Consider the following 13,806-nt stretch of genomic DNA (forward strand, 5'->3'; position numbering starts at 1 on the left):
ACGACCCGATCATGCCCCGCACGGCTACGGGACGAGTGCGTCGAGTGCGTCCTCGACCTCGGTCGAGCCGGAGAGCGCCGTGAAGGTCACGCCGGCGAGGTCGTCGCGCTCGAGCAGGGCCGCGATGACGATGGCGACATCCGTTCGAGAGATCGGTCCGCGGGTGTCCTCCGGCGTCAGAGTGACGGTCCCCGTCGGCTCGTCGTCCGTGAGTTCGCCCGGGCGGATGATCGTCCAGTCGAGGGGGAGCTCCTTGACGCCGTCCTCGGCCGCCTTCTTGGCTTCGAGGTAGACGCGGAACACGTCGTCCGTGCCCTCGGGCGGGGGCGATGAGACACCGATCGAGGAGATGAGCACGTAGCGCCGCACTCCGGCGGCCACGGCCGCGCGACCGAGGAGGACGGCTGCGTCGCGGTCGACGGTGAGCTTGCGATCCGAGGTGCTGCCCGGTCCGGCCCCCGCGGCGAACACGACAGCGTCGACCCCGTCGAGCTCGGTCGCGAGCGTCTCGGCGTCGGTCGACTCCAGGTCGAGGACGATGCTCAACGCGCCGTGGGCGGCGAGATCCGACCGCTGGTCGGGGTTGCGGATGATCCCGCGGACGTCGTGACCGGCACTGGACAGGGTGCGCGAGAGGAGCAGGGCGATCTTGCCGTGCCCCCCGGCGATTGCGATGGTAGCCATGGCGCCATGCTACGTCGCCCACCCGGACGTCGCCCGGGGTCGCTTTTCCTCTTCTGCTCTGGGAGCGAAGCGGCCCCGATCGTCGGTTCCGCCGGAGGCCTCCGTGTCCGCCGGAGGCTCGAGCGTCCGTCGACCCCAGGGCCCGGCGGCGTCAGCGCCCGGCGGCGTACCCCTGCAGGCCGCGTGGATTGGCGGCGGCCGAGAGATCGCCGGTCACCGGGTCGCGACGCACGCTCGAGAGACGGCCGAGCGACCACTCACCGGCGCGAGAGACGACATGGCCCCGAGCTCGCAGCTCGGCGATCGTCTCCTCGCCCACGCGGTCCTCCACGACGAGACCGCCTGGCTCCCAGATCCGGGGCCAGAACGAGCTGATGTGCGAGGTCGTGTGGAACGCCGGCGCGTCGATCGCCTGCTGCGGGGTGTGTCCGAACACGATCGTGCGCAGGAGGTAGAGCAGCTGCCACTGGTCCTGCTGATCGCCGCCCGGCGTTCCGAGGGCCTCCACGGCCGCTCCGTCCTGCACGAGCATCGTGGGCGAGAGCGTCGAGCGCGGGCGTCGACCCGGCGTCAGAGCCGACGGTGAATCAGCGTCGAGCCACGTCATCTGCAACCGGGTTCCGAGGCAGAACCCCAGTTCGGGGATGGTGGGCGATGACTGCAGCCAGCCGCCCGACGGTGTCGCCGAGACGAGGTTGCCCCACCGGTCCACCACGTCGACGTGGCACGTGTCCCCGCGGGTGTGGCCGGTCGAGTCCTCGTCCGGTGTGACGGCATCGCCGGCGCGCAGGGTCGGTTCCCCGGTGGCGGCGGAGCGCTCCCCGGCGGGGGGAGCCTCCGCGGCGGGCACCGCCCAGGACGTCCGGCCGGCCAACGCACCGGGGCGGAGCTCGAGGGAGGCGTCCGCCCCGATGAGCGCGCGTCGGGCGGCGACGTAGGCGGGGGAGAGCAGATCGTCGAGGGGTACGTCCGCAGCGGTCTCGGGATCGCCGTACCAGGCGTCCCGATCGGCGAGCACGAGCTTGAGCGTCTCGGCGATGGTGTGGATACCGTCCCCCGTGTCGGGGTCGATCAGGTGATCAGGGAACCCGTCGAGGATCGCGAGCGCCTGAAGGAGGACGGGACCCTGCGCCCACGGGCCGGTCTTGACTACGTCGACGCCGCGGAAACGGAAGACCGCCGGGTCCTCGTAGCTCGCGTCGAATGCGGCCAGGTCGCTGGCCGTGAGGACGCCGCGGTGATCGGTCCCGCTGGAGTGCCGGTGAGGCGTCGCGACGAAGCGTTCGATCGCCTCGGCGACGAACCCGTGCGACCACTCCCGCCGCGCGGCCTGGATGCGTTCCTCCCGCGTCGAGTGCTCTGCCCCCGCAGCGAGCAGACGTTCGAGCGCATCGGCCCACGCCGGGTAGGTGATGATCTCGCCGGCGAGAGGCGCCCGGCCATCCGGCATCCACTGCTCGGCCGATCCGGCCCAGTGCTCGGAGAAGTGCGCGCTCATGCGATCGATGGTGCGCGCGGCCGTGGCGCCGATGGCGTGTCCGGTGCGCGCGTAGTGGATCGCGTACGACAGCACGTCGGAGAGCTCCGACGTGCCGTGGTCCTCGAGCAGGCGGAACCAGGCCATGACCGAGCCGGGCACGGCCGCCGCGAGGGCCCCGGCGCCGGGGACGTCGGAGAGGCCCTCGGACCGGTAGTGCTCGATCGTGGCACCGACCGGTGCGGGGCCCTGGCCGACGACGACGCGCGGCGACGGATGCTCGGTGGTCGACACGATGGCGTTCATGTCGCCGCCTGGACCGTTCAGATGGGGCTCCACGAGGTGGAGCACGAAGCCCGCCGCGACGGCGGCGTCGACGGCGTTGCCGCCACGCTCGAGGACGGCCTGTCCGGCGGCCGTCGCGAGCCAGTGGGTCGAGGCGACCATCCCGAAGTTGCCGCGAAGAGTCGGGCGGGTGGTGAAGGAGTCGCTGGCGGGTGCGCTCATGGCGTGGCTGCTTCCTGGTTCGGCTCGGGGGAGGTGCGGTGCGAGGAGGACCGGGATCAGCCGACGACGTCGCTCGAGGTGCAGGACACGATCCCCGATGCTCCCTCGGAGGTGTCCTCCGCCACGACGACGCCGTCGACGGTGATGCGGCAGGAGATCGGCCCCTCGTCCTCGACCCCATTGGTGGCCGTGATGTTGAACGTCGTGTAGGCGAAACCGCCGCCGACGGTCGCCTCGAAGTCCTCGGTCCACGGGAGCGCCTGGCCGGACAGCGTCTCGATGTCGTTCGCCGCGTCGGCGGCGGTGACGGAGAGGTAGACGATCGTCGCGTCGCTCGCCTCGCCCGAGACCTCGTACACGACCTCCACCGTCCGTTCCTCCTCGCCCGGCGCCGGGACGCCGGGGGTCGGCACGCCCGCCTCGGGCGTGAAGGGGTCGACGGGCGAGACGGTCGGGCCGGGGATGCGGTCGGTGATCTCGTCGATGACCGTGGACGCGAAGCCGAACGTGTACACGACGGCCAACACGATCGACAGGACGATAGCGAGGCCGGAGGTGATGACGCCGCCGATCGCGAGTCCGCGCGTGCGGTTCTTGATGACGAGACCCACGATGCCGAGCACGAGGCCGACGAGCGCGAGGATGCCGCTCACGTAGTTGATGATCGGCACGAACGCGAGCACGAGCGAGACGCAACCGATGATGAGCGCGGCCAGACCGAAGCGGTTGGCGCCCGGGCTCGACCCGGTGCCACCGGTCGGCGTACCGTACGGCGGCCGGCCTCCGGAGCCGGGCTGGTTCCCTCCCTGCCCGTACCCGTTCCGGTCGCCGTGGCCGCGGCCGTCGTAGCCCTGGCCGCCGTATCCCTGGCCGCTGTATCCCTGGGCACTCGAGGAGGCGGCGCCGTACGAGGGGCCGCCGGACGACGAATCCGCTGCTCCCCGAGCGCCTCCCGGCGTCGTGAAGCCGCCGTTCTGTGGAGTCTGCGGGCTCTGGTCGGAGGGATCGTTCGGCGAGGACATGCAGCCAGTCTTCCAGACCCCCCTGACAGCTCGTCCCGAGCACGGGATCCGGCGGCGGGCCGCCCCGGACCCGTGGATTCGTCGTCGGCCGCCGTCCGGTCGTATCGTCGGACCGTGGCCGTCCCTTCCTCCCCCGATCAGAGGTCGGCATCGACGATCGGAGCGGCCGGTCTCGTCCTCGTCGGGCTCGCCCTGCAGGAGGTGGGAGCGTCGATCGCGGTGCTCCTGTTCCCCCAGACCGGCGCGGCCGGGATGGTGACGCTACGACTCGTCCTCTCGGCGCTCGTGCTGCTCGCCGTGTGCCGTCCGCGCCTTCGTGGACACTCACGGTCCGGGTGGGTCACGGTGCTCGGGTTCGGGACGGCGCTCGCCGCGATGAATCTCCTCTTCTACGAGGCCCTCGTGCGCCTCCCGCTCGGAGCGGCCGTCACGATCGAGGTCGTCGGCCCGCTCGTCCTGTCCGTCGTGGTGGGACGCCGCGCCATCGGATGGCTCTGGGCTGTGCTCGCCCTCGGGGGAGTGGTGCTCCTCGGTCGGGGTGGCCTCACCGAGCTCGACCCTGTCGGTGTGTTGTTCGCCGCGGGGGCCGGCGCGATGTGGGCCGCGTACATCCTGTTCTCGGCGCGGACGTCGCGCGCGTTCGCGAAGCTCGACGGCCTCGCGATCGCCATGACGGTGGGGGCCGTGATGGTCCTGCCGTTCGGCATCGCGACGACCGGCGCCACGCTCGTCGAGCCGACCATCCTGGGGCTGGGACTCGCGGTCGCCCTGCTCTCGTCGACGATCCCGTACGCCCTCGAACTGCGCGCGCTGCGAACCCTCCCTCCTGCGGCCTTCTCGATCCTCATGAGCCTCGCCCCGGCCACCGCGGCGGCCGCGGGCTTCGTCATCCTCGGCCAGGAGCTCGGTGTGCTCCAGATCGTGGCGGTGGGTCTCGTCGTGGTCGCGAGCGCCGGTGCGGTGCTCACGAATCCACGCTCGAACACGAGCGACGTCCCGCCGGGTCCACAGCCGGTCTGAGACGCACGAGTCCCCGCGTCCGCCTCGCCGGTCCGGATCAGGCGCCGCGGGCCCGGGTGAGGCTCGCGAGGAGCTCCGGACCTCGCCGCTCGAGGAGCGCACCTCCGCGCCGGATCCCCACGATCATGAGAACCGTGCCGAGTGCGATTCCCACGACGAGGGCGATGACGCCCAGGACGACGCTGCCGGTGACGATCGCGGCGATCCCGAGGGCGAGCTCGGGGATGGCGAGCACGAAGATGATGAGCCAGGCGGCGTACATGCCGAGCTGCGCGGAGAACGTCGATCCGGGAGGCGTCTTGAACGGGCTCTCACCGGCGGCCGGCACCGGCATGAGGAACCGAGCCGACGCGATGCTCGACACCCCGAATCCCGTGAGGAGGAGCCCGAATCCGATCCCGAGCAGCGCGGGGATCTGCTCGGCGCGGTCGAGCACCAGGAGGGGCACGATCGTCGAGACGAGGACGAGGGGAACGGCGATGATCGCGAGGGTGATGACGCGGCCCGCGCGGTCGGCGGCCCCGCTCACTCCCGTCGACAGGTGGGAGGCGAACGCCGTGCCGTCGTAAGCCACCTCCGCGCACAGGGTGATCGCGAAGGTCGCCGCGAAGACGGGACCGAGTGCTGCGAGGAACCAGTCCGAGCCGGTGATCGACACGAAGACGGCGATGACGACGAGGACCGGGAGCGTGACGAGGGAGCCGCCGTAGCGGGGGTCCCGCAGCCAGTAGACGGTGGTGCGCGCGGCTACCGCGCCTGTGGGCGTGGCCGGATACCAGGAGAACGGGCCGAGGCCCTTCCGACGCCCGCCCCCGGCCGCGGAGCGCGGCGGTGTCGCGAGCAGGGTCGTGAGGCTCCGGCGCCACGCGAGGACGAGGAGGGCGAGGGTCGCGAGGGCGATCCCCGTCTTGGCGAGGGCCTCGAGCGGCCGTCCGAGCGCGAGATCCCCCGGAATGGACCAGGCCGCGCCGAGGGGCGACCACGACACGATCCGAGCGATCGCCGGCAGATCGGCCGACGCGTTCGAGAGCGCCGGGAGCCCGAGCCCGATGATGGGCCCCAGGAGGAGGACAGGCACGAAGACGGCGACGCTCATGATCTCCCGGTAACGCCGTCCCGCGGCCAGAGACGCTCCGACGGACTCGAACGCCCGCGAGGCCACGACACACGTGAGGACGGCGAGCAGGGCGGCGAACGGAGCCGCCACGAGTGCCACGGGCTCGCCGATCCAGCCGATGGTCGTCGACAGTCCGGCGATGACCGTCACGATCCCAGGGACGCCGAGGAGACCGGCGACGAACAGTCCGACCAGGAGGCGTTGTGGCGCGATCGGGAAGACGCGCAGTTTGGCGACGCTCAGCGATTGGTCGTAGCCGCGCAGCAGGATCGGGGCGATGACCCAGCCGAGCACGGCGACGCCGCCGCCCAGGACGGAGACGACCCAGACGAGCTCTGATTCGCTGAACGAGAGGGCGATCATGCCGACGATGAGACCCACGAGCACGAGGAGACCGTAGGCCAGTCCGATCACCGCGGAGACGAGGGCCCACGTGCTGCGCTTGAATCCGTTGAGGAGGAGGCGGTACCGCAGCCTCAGGAGGTGTGCAACCATGCCGGCCCCTCCGTGGTGTGGCGGCCGCCCACGAGCTCGACGAAGCGATCCTCGAGGGTCGACCCGGCGCGGACCTCGTCGGTCGTACCCGCGGCGAGCAGGCGGCCGGAGCCGATGACGGCGACGTGGTCGCACATCCGCTGCACGAGGTCCATCGAGTGACTCGACACGATCACCGTGCCGCCGCCGCGCACGTATCCGGCGAGGAGGTCGCGGATGTTCGCAGCCGATACGGGGTCGACCGACTCGAACGGCTCGTCGAGCACGAGGAGGCGGGGCGCGTGAACGAGCGCGGAGGCGAGGGCGATCTTCTTCGTCATACCGGCCGAGTAGTCGACCACGAGGATCCCCCCGGCCTCTTGCAGGTCGAGGAGTTCGAGGAGGTCGGCCGTGCGCTGAGCGACGGTCTCGCGGTCCATGCCGTGCAGCAGGCCGTGATAGGTGACGAGCTGCTCGCCGGTGAGGCGGTCGAAGAGGGCCACGCCGTCGCTCAGGACACCGACGAGCGATTTCGCCGTGACGGTGTCGCGCCACACGTCCGTGCCGAGGATCTCGATCGTGCCGGCGTCCGGGCGGAGGAGTCCCGTCGCCATGGACAGTGTCGTGGTCTTGCCCGCGCCGTTGGGCCCGACGAGACCGTAGAACGACCCGGACGGCACGGTGAGATCGAGGTTCTCGACGGCGATCTTGTCGCCGAAGGACTTCCGTAGTCCGGCGATGCGCAGCGCCGGCGCCGAGGTCGTTGGAGGGGGAACGGGGATGACGGGATCGGCTTCGGTCATGACCCCAGGCTAGGGATCGAACGTCTGGCGCGCCTCCGCCGCGCGGGGGAGACCGCGCGGGGGAGGCGCGCAGGGGAGAGGATCGCGGAACGACGACCTCACCGTTCCTCCCGTCCCCGGGCGGGCTCAGTGCGCGATCAGGGGCTCCGCGTCGCGAGCGGCCGGGGCCGGTTCTCCGTGACCGAGCGACGCACCCTGTCTGCGCCGGCGGAAGAGCAGCGCGGACAGCACGGCCCCCACGGCGAAGAATCCGGCACCCCACCAGTAGGCCGTCTGGTAGCCGGCGATGGCGGCGTTGACCCCGATCGTCTCCGTCACGACCGGGTGATCGACGAGGTAGTCGGCCGTCGCCGTGGCGGCGAGGGTGTTGAGGAGGGCGGTCCCGATCGAACCGCCCACCTGCTGGCTCGTGTTGACCATGGCGGACGCGACGCCGGCGAACTGCCGGTCGACGCCGAGGGTCGCCGTCTGCATGGACGCGGGCATGATCGTGCCCATGGCCGTTCCCATGACCATGAGGGCCGGCAGGACGTTCGCGGCGTACGAGCTCGACGCGTCGAGGACGGTCAGCAGCACCATTCCGCCCGCACCGAGGGTCATCCCGATCGGGACCATGAGCTTCGGTCCGAAGCGTGGCACGAAGATGTTCGTCCCGAGCTGCGCGGCGAGCACGAGCATTCCGATCATCGGCAGGAAGGAGAGCCCGGTCTGGATGGGGGAGTATCCGAGGGTGATCTGCAGGTAGTAGGTCACGAACAGGAAGACGCCGAACATCCCGGCACCCGCGATCAGCACGGAGCTGTACGCCGCCCCGCGATTGCGGTCGAGCACGATCGAGAGGGGGAGCAGCGGGTGCACGGTGCGTCGCTGCCAGGCGATGAACGCCACGAGGAGCACGGCCGCTCCGGCGAGCATCCCCCACGTGGCGGGTGAGTCCCAGCCCTCGGTCTCGGCGTTCGAGAAGCCGTAGACGAGCCCGAAGAGCGCTCCGGAGACGAGGATCGTGCCCGGGACGTCGAGCTTCGGGCGCGGTCCCGTGCGCTCGATGCTCGGTACGAAGAGGAAGGCTCCGACGAGAGCCACGGCGGCGATCGGGACGTTGATGTACAGGTTCCAGCGCCAGTCGAGGGCCTCGGTGAGGAATCCGCCGAGGAGCAGGCCCACGGCGCCGCCGGCTCCGGCGATCGCGCCGAAGACGCCGAAGGCGCGGGCGCGTTCCTTCGGAATCACGAAGGTGGTCGTGAGCACGGCGAGGGCGGTGGGGGCGAGGAGGGCACCGAAGACGCCCTGCAGCGCGCGGGCCGCGACGAGCAGTTCGAACGAGGTCGCTGCTCCGCCGAGGGCGGACGCGACGGCGAAGCCGATGAGGCCGATCACGAAGGTGCGCTTCCGACCCATGAGGTCGGAGAGGCGTCCGCCGAGGAGGAGGAGGCTCGCGAAGGCGAGGGAGTAGGCGGTGATGATCCACTGGCGTTGTCCGTCGGAGAACGCGAGGTCCGCCTGGGCGGAGGGGAGGGCGATGTTCACGACGGTCGCGTCGAGAACGACCATGAGCTGCGCGAGCCCGACGACGACGAGTGTGACCCAGCGGCGGCGACCCGTCGATGACGTTGTTTCTGACATGACGATGAGCATATACGGAACTATTCAGTTCCGGATATGCTTGGTTCTGGAATTAATGCACCGGTAACCTGGGGCATGACGGAAGGAGGCCCGCGATGTCGCAGACCGACCTCGACGAGCCGAAGCCCAGGCTGGGCCGCAAGCGCGACCACACGCGGGATCCCGAGATCCTCGACGCCGCCCTCGAGATCCTGGCCGAGACCGGTTATGACGGGATGACGATCGACATGGTCGCGACCCGCGCGAAGGCCGGGAAGGCCACCCTCTATCGGCGCTGGTCGTCCAAGGCCGAACTCGTCCTCGACGCCGTCGCCTGCCTCAAGGCCGGCGAGATCGACCTCGATGCCCTGCCTGATACGGGAACGCTGCGCGGCGACCTCGTCGCCATGATCAAGACCCCGAGCATGCGCGACGCCGAGCGCAAGCTCAAGATCATGGCGGGCATCGTGTCGATGATCGCCCGCAGCCCGGAGATGGCGACCGCCGCCTATGCTGCGCTCGTCGAGCCGCGCGCGTCGGTCAACCGTGTGCTCTTCGCGCGGGCGATCGAACGGGACGAGATCCCCGCCGACAGCGACGTGGAGCGGCTCTGCACGATCGGCCCGGCGATGGCCGCGTACCGGGTCCTCATGCTCGGACGGCCCGTGGACCGCGAGTTCCTCGAGGACACGATCGACGGCGTCATCCTGCCGGCCGCCGGAGTGCGGCCCGGAGCGGAGTAGCGTCCCGGGGGTCAGCTCGCGAGGTGCTCGTCGACGGAGTCGGAGACCGCCGGCCTGGAGGTCGCCGCTTCCGTGGGGGATGTGGCGATCGACGACACCTTCGCGGTGCGCCGAGGGGCGTAGACCACGAGGGAATGGAACGTGAAGCGCACGATGAAGGCGATCGCGAGCGTGACCGCCGTGGCGATCGTCCCCGTCATGAGGTGGGCGCTCACGGCCGCGGTCGCGAGGGGGATACGGATCGCCGATTCGACGTTGTTGAACGTGAACGATTTCCAGAGGCGGCTCCAGACGGATCCCGCATCCTGGCGCAGGTCCGAGAAGACGAAGCGCTCGAGGAGGACGAAGTTGCCGAGGATCGTCGCCTCCGCCGCGATGATCGAAGCCACGACGAACGGGGTCCCGAACGCCGTGAGCAGCGCGACGATCGCGATGTTGGCGATCGTGCCGATGCCGCCCACGAGGGCGAATCCCGAGAGCTTGCCGAAGCGCAGCATGGCCAGCTGCATGAGGAAGCGCAGGCCCTGCTGCACGCTCGCCTTCGACTCTCCGCCGAACCGCGGTGCGAACTCGAAGGGGACTTCGGCCACGCGGAAGGGGCGACGCGCGAGGAGTTCGAGCAGGATCTTGAACCCGCGCGGCTGGAGCTCGTCTGGGACAACGGAGGGGCGGTGCACGAGGAAGAAACCGGTCATCGGGTCCGTGCAGTCGCGGAGCCGGATGGGGAACATGGCCTTCGTCACGAGGGTGGACGCGCGCGACACGAGCGTCCGCAGGCCGTTGGCGAGGCCGTCGGCCTTCCCGTCGCCGACGTAGCGCGAGGCGACCACGACGTCCGCGTCGCCGCGGGCGGCTCGGGCAACGAGTGTGGGGATGACCTCCGGTGGGTGCTGCAGGTCGCCGTCCATCACGAGGCACCAGCCGGCTCGCGCGGCAGCGATGCCCTCGAGGACCGCGCCGCTGAGGCCGCCTTGCGGGTCGTCGCGATGGATGAGGCGCACCGGGATCTCGGCGCGAGCGGCCACCTCGGCGATCACGGACGGCGTCTCGTCCGTCGAGTCGTCGACGAAGACGATCTCGGCGGAGGTTCCGGCGACGACGGGCGTGATGCGTCGCACGAGCTCGTCGATGTTGGGCGATTCGTTGAACGTGGGAACGATGATGGTGAGATCCATGGGGATCCTCTGCGTCAGGGCAACGGGCGATCGGCGTTGCGAGGAAGCGCCGGAGGCCGGCAAGAAAAGTGGTGATACTCCTGAACGGTGATCACACTGACCGGACGTGAGGATCCCTCGCAATTGGAATCGCGAACGATCCTGCAGCCTCACCCCCGTTTCGCGGGATGCGTTCAGGACGTCTGATCCTGGGGACGACGGTGGGCCCCGTGGGGCTCGAACCCACGACCTACGGATTAAAAGTCCGCTGCTCTACCGACTGAGCTAGAGGCCCGTGACGACCAATCTATCGTGACAGACGGTCCGGGACGGCACGTGGCAGACCGGGACCTGCGCGCCGCGAGCGGGGTAGCGTTGAGCGGTGCGCGCTGGCGCACGCGAGCGAGGGGGAGGGTCATGGCCGAGGAATTCCACAAGCCGACGATGTTTCCGAGCGCGGTCTTCGAGGCGTACCAGGGTGGGATCGATCCCGCCGAGTCCAGTCGCATCGCGCACGAGACCTCGCACGCGCTGCTGTCCCGCGTCCGGGCCGACCCCGACGTCGACATCGTCGAGCGGCTCGTCTCCTACACCGACGAGCACGGAATCGACGCGATCGCGGACCTCTGGTCGCACGCGAGCGCGCGAAGCCTGCCCGGTGCCCTGTGGCGCATCTATCTCTTACGCGTCATCATCCGCCAGGACCCCGTGTCGTCGTCGTTCTACTTCGAGCGCGGCGTCGCCGTCACGCGCACGATCGACCCCGTCGTGGCCGGAGCCGAGGCACCCACGGGCCCCGATGAGATCACGGCCCTCGCCGACCAGATCCTCCGGGGCCTGTTCGACGGCGACTTCGCCGTCGCCCTCGATCGCGCTGCGGCCTTCTGCCGCGTCGCAAGCGCCGGGTGCACCTCGGTGGCCGATGACCTGGATCTGACGGAGCCGGAACGATCGAGCGAACTCACACGTCGCGCGCTGCGATACTCCACGATCGCCGCGGAGCTCACGTCCTGCGCCCGGCTCTGGCGGTCCGAGTCGCTCGACTGACGCGTGCGACTCTTCGGGCGAGCGACGCCGGGAGATTCGTCGGTCGGGCGAACGCTGCAGGGTAGCGGCGCGGGTCACGGATGTGCACGCTGTTCGCCCTCCGCAAACAGGGAATGAGCCCGGCCGGGACCCCGTTACACTGGAACACGGCCGGGCCGCAGTAACCCCGGGCTCCACATTTAGCCGCTCCGAGCGGCCTCGCGCCGAGAGGCGTTCTGCGGCCCGGCCCTTTCGCACCGTCTTGCGGGATTCTTCGCCGCGTCGAGTGTGAGTGTGCGGCCTCGCGCCGAGAGGCGTTCTGCGGCCCGGCCTTTTCGCACCGTCTTGCGGGATTCTTCGCCGCGTGAGTGTGAGTGTGCGGCCTCGCGCCGAGAGGCGTTCTGCGGCCCGGCCTTTTCCGTCCCCTCACGAGGACGAGCTCCGTCCCCTCACGAGGTTGAGCGTTTGCGTCGTTTCGCGGCGGTGTACTGCCGCGAAACGACGCAAACGCTCCACCGGGGGAGTGGTCTACTGGATGAAGTCGATGCCGTCGATCGTCGCGTCGTACTGCGTCTCGTAGGTGTCCGTCTGCGGGACGAAGACCTTCGCCGTGAGCGACCCGGAATCGACGTCCACCTCCACGAGCTTCACCGGGTTCGCCGGGCTGTGGAAGCCACCGAGGAACGAGGCGATCGTGTTGCCGTGGACACCGACGTCGGTGCGCTGGTTCGACATCCCGACGTGTCCCGAGAAGACCATCCGGATGTTGGCGTACTGGGAGATCAGCTCGTCGTAGAGGTATTGCGGGGATGTCGCACCGTATCCGCCGTTCGACTGCATGATCGAAGCGTCCGACTCGAGGTAGGAGTGCGTGTTCACGATCACGTTGTGGTCCGGGTGCGAGGCCACGACATCCTTGGCCCACTCGACGACCTCGACCCGGGGCCAGAGCTCGAGGGTCAGGATGAGGAAGTCGGCGCCCCCGGCGGAGAAGGTCTGCACGTTGTTGTCGACGCGCCCCGTCTCGTAGACGGCGGAGATGTTCGGGTACCGCGACGCCGGGAAGGTCTCGTTGAAGAGCGGGGTGTCCCTGACCGTCTTCCGGGCGTCCTTCCCCGGGCAGGCCTTGCCACCGGCGCACACCGCGGACGTGTCGTGGTTGCCGATCGCGATCGCGGCGGGGATGCCTCCGTCGTCGAGGACCTTCATGGCGTCGGACGCGACCGTGTACTGTGCGGGGTCGACCTCGCCCCAGTTCGTGACGTCGCCCGTGTGGAGGGCGTAGCGGAGGTCGAGGGCGTCCTTGTTCTCGACGAGCCACCGGGTACGGTCGGCGAAGCGAGTGGTCTTCCCCATCTCCATCTGCGTGTCGGGGATGACGGCGAAGGAGAACACTCCGTCGGCGTCGGCCGGGCTCTCGGCCGGCGGCGCGGGTTCGACCGGCGGCGTGGGCTCCGTCGGCTGCTCGGGTTCCACCGGCTGCTCGGGCTCCGGTTCCGGCACGGGAGCGGGCTCCGGAGCGGGTTCCGGCGACGGCTCCGTGACGTCGTCCTCGGCGGACACCCAGAAGCGGGCGCCCTGGTCACGCCAGCCGGTCGCCGTCAGATCGGCGATGCGCGCCTCGTCGACCTCCATTCGGAAGGTCTTCAGCTCATCGCTCCAGAGGCGGTGCACACCGACACCGCAGTCGATCGGGGACGGTGACGCCCAGAAGTCGACCTTCCGCAGATCCCAGCCGTACACGCTCTGAGCGCGCTCGATCTCGTCCGATCCGTGCTTCTCCGGGATCCACACGAACCTCTCGTTCTCGTAGAGGCGGTACACGGGGACGAGGCCGTCGCGTTGCGACGACGCCGCCTCGAACACGGACCCGCGCTGGTCCGTGAAGCCCCAGACGGAGGCTGCGCGCTCCGTCTCGTTCGCGCTCGCCGTGAGCAGGGACTGCTGACTGTCGGGGTTGACCGACTGGCGGACGTCCTGCCGCATCGAGTCGCAGGTGTTCGGGGAGGCCGCCGAGGCCGCCGAGGCCGCGGGGACGGCGGCCGTCGTGGCGACGAGGGCAGCGAGACCGATCGAGGCGAGAGCTGATCTGACGTGCATCGGGTGGGTTCCGTTCGGGAGATGCGCCGCATGTGGCGACGTGGCGGGCGGAGAGCGACGCGATCGAGCATCGGATG

General features: G+C 70.0%; 11 protein-coding genes and 1 tRNA gene. 3 read left to right on the top strand and 9 right to left on the bottom strand.

All coding sequences use genetic code 11. The annotated features are described in order from the left end of the window. Nucleotides 1–24: 24 nt before the first annotated feature. From ELQ94_RS11735 to ELQ94_RS11745, 3 genes are all read right to left on the bottom strand, one after another. Nucleotides 25–684: an SDR family oxidoreductase gene (locus tag ELQ94_RS11735; RefSeq protein ID WP_127050548.1), complete on the bottom strand. Its 660-nt coding sequence runs from the start codon at nucleotides 682–684 to the stop codon at nucleotides 25–27. A 151-nt stretch (nucleotides 685–835) separates the two neighbouring features. Further along, complete coding sequence (locus ELQ94_RS11740; protein WP_127050550.1) at nucleotides 836–2,668, bottom strand: gamma-glutamyltransferase family protein; 1,833 nt, start codon at nucleotides 2,666–2,668, stop codon at nucleotides 836–838. A 56-nt stretch (nucleotides 2,669–2,724) separates the two neighbouring features. After that, complete coding sequence (locus ELQ94_RS11745) at nucleotides 2,725–3,690, bottom strand: MmpS family transport accessory protein (protein WP_127050552.1); 966 nt, start codon at nucleotides 3,688–3,690, stop codon at nucleotides 2,725–2,727. A 114-nt stretch (nucleotides 3,691–3,804) separates the two neighbouring features. Between ELQ94_RS11745 and ELQ94_RS11750 the strand changes: the two genes are divergently transcribed. Then, the gene (locus ELQ94_RS11750) at nucleotides 3,805–4,710 is read left to right on the top strand and encodes an EamA family transporter (protein WP_243696993.1); all 906 of its coding nucleotides are present in this window, start codon (nucleotides 3,805–3,807) and stop codon (nucleotides 4,708–4,710) included. Nucleotides 4,711–4,747: 37 nt separating this feature from the next. On the opposite strand, the gene ELQ94_RS11755 is transcribed toward ELQ94_RS11750, so the two are convergent. From ELQ94_RS11755 to ELQ94_RS11765, 3 genes are all read right to left on the bottom strand, one after another. Next, complete coding sequence (locus tag ELQ94_RS11755) at nucleotides 4,748–6,322, bottom strand: transporter (RefSeq protein WP_127050554.1); 1,575 nt, start codon at nucleotides 6,320–6,322, stop codon at nucleotides 4,748–4,750. After that, nucleotides 6,304–7,104: an ABC transporter ATP-binding protein gene (locus ELQ94_RS11760; protein WP_127050556.1), complete on the bottom strand. Its 801-nt coding sequence runs from the start codon at nucleotides 7,102–7,104 to the stop codon at nucleotides 6,304–6,306. Before ELQ94_RS11760 ends, ELQ94_RS11755 begins: the two co-directional genes overlap by 19 nt. 126 nt (nucleotides 7,105–7,230) lie before the next feature. Continuing rightward, nucleotides 7,231–8,727, bottom strand: coding sequence for an MFS transporter (locus tag ELQ94_RS11765; RefSeq protein WP_243696994.1), 1,497 nt, complete (start codon nucleotides 8,725–8,727; stop codon nucleotides 7,231–7,233). 95 nt (nucleotides 8,728–8,822) lie between these two features. On the opposite strand from ELQ94_RS11765, the gene ELQ94_RS11770 reads away from it, so the two are divergent. After that, nucleotides 8,823–9,449, top strand: coding sequence for a TetR/AcrR family transcriptional regulator (locus ELQ94_RS11770; protein ID WP_127050559.1), 627 nt, complete (start codon nucleotides 8,823–8,825; stop codon nucleotides 9,447–9,449). An 11-nt stretch (nucleotides 9,450–9,460) separates the two neighbouring features. Here ELQ94_RS11770 and ELQ94_RS11775 read toward each other — a convergent pair whose 3' ends face one another. Both ELQ94_RS11775 and ELQ94_RS11780 read right to left on the bottom strand, forming a co-directional pair. Then, entirely contained in the window at nucleotides 9,461–10,624 is a 1,164-nt protein-coding gene (locus ELQ94_RS11775; RefSeq protein WP_127050560.1) for a glycosyltransferase, read from the bottom strand. 201 nt (nucleotides 10,625–10,825) lie between these two features. Then, nucleotides 10,826–10,898: transfer RNA gene (locus tag ELQ94_RS11780), tRNA-Lys, on the bottom strand. A gap of 122 nt (nucleotides 10,899–11,020) precedes the next feature. On the opposite strand from ELQ94_RS11780, the gene ELQ94_RS11785 reads away from it, so the two are divergent. Next, nucleotides 11,021–11,650 (top strand): DNA-directed RNA polymerase subunit beta, encoded by a 630-nt coding sequence (locus tag ELQ94_RS11785; protein ID WP_127050561.1) that lies wholly within the window; start codon nucleotides 11,021–11,023, stop codon nucleotides 11,648–11,650. A 507-nt stretch (nucleotides 11,651–12,157) separates the two neighbouring features. Here ELQ94_RS11785 and ELQ94_RS11790 read toward each other — a convergent pair. Further along, nucleotides 12,158–13,729, bottom strand: coding sequence for a metallophosphoesterase (locus tag ELQ94_RS11790; protein ID WP_127050562.1), 1,572 nt, complete (start codon nucleotides 13,727–13,729; stop codon nucleotides 12,158–12,160). Nucleotides 13,730–13,806: the final 77 nt, after the last annotated feature.

The sequence above is a fragment of the Labedella endophytica genome, assembly GCF_003990045.1.
Lineage (GTDB): Bacteria > Actinomycetota > Actinomycetes > Actinomycetales > Microbacteriaceae > Labedella > Labedella endophytica.

Excerpts from the sequence above, each read along its gene's own strand:
- ELQ94_RS11735 (WP_127050548.1), bottom strand. The coding sequence starts at position 684 with ATGGCTACCATCGCAATCGCCGGGGGGCACGGCAAGATCGCCCTGCTC.
- ELQ94_RS11740 (WP_127050550.1), bottom strand. The coding sequence starts at position 2,668 with ATGAGCGCACCCGCCAGCGACTCCTTCACCACCCGCCCGACTCTTCGC.
- ELQ94_RS11745 (WP_127050552.1), bottom strand. The coding sequence starts at position 3,690 with ATGTCCTCGCCGAACGATCCCTCCGACCAGAGCCCGCAGACTCCACAG.
- ELQ94_RS11755 (WP_127050554.1), bottom strand. The coding sequence starts at position 6,322 with ATGGTTGCACACCTCCTGAGGCTGCGGTACCGCCTCCTCCTCAACGGA.
- ELQ94_RS11760 (WP_127050556.1), bottom strand. The coding sequence starts at position 7,104 with ATGACCGAAGCCGATCCCGTCATCCCCGTTCCCCCTCCAACGACCTCG.
- ELQ94_RS11765 (WP_243696994.1), bottom strand. The coding sequence starts at position 8,727 with ATGTCAGAAACAACGTCATCGACGGGTCGCCGCCGCTGGGTCACACTC.
- ELQ94_RS11770 (WP_127050559.1), top strand. The coding sequence starts at position 8,823 with ATGTCGCAGACCGACCTCGACGAGCCGAAGCCCAGGCTGGGCCGCAAG.
- ELQ94_RS11775 (WP_127050560.1), bottom strand. The coding sequence starts at position 10,624 with ATGGATCTCACCATCATCGTTCCCACGTTCAACGAATCGCCCAACATC.
- ELQ94_RS11785 (WP_127050561.1), top strand. The coding sequence starts at position 11,021 with ATGGCCGAGGAATTCCACAAGCCGACGATGTTTCCGAGCGCGGTCTTC.
- ELQ94_RS11790 (WP_127050562.1), bottom strand. The coding sequence starts at position 13,729 with ATGCACGTCAGATCAGCTCTCGCCTCGATCGGTCTCGCTGCCCTCGTC.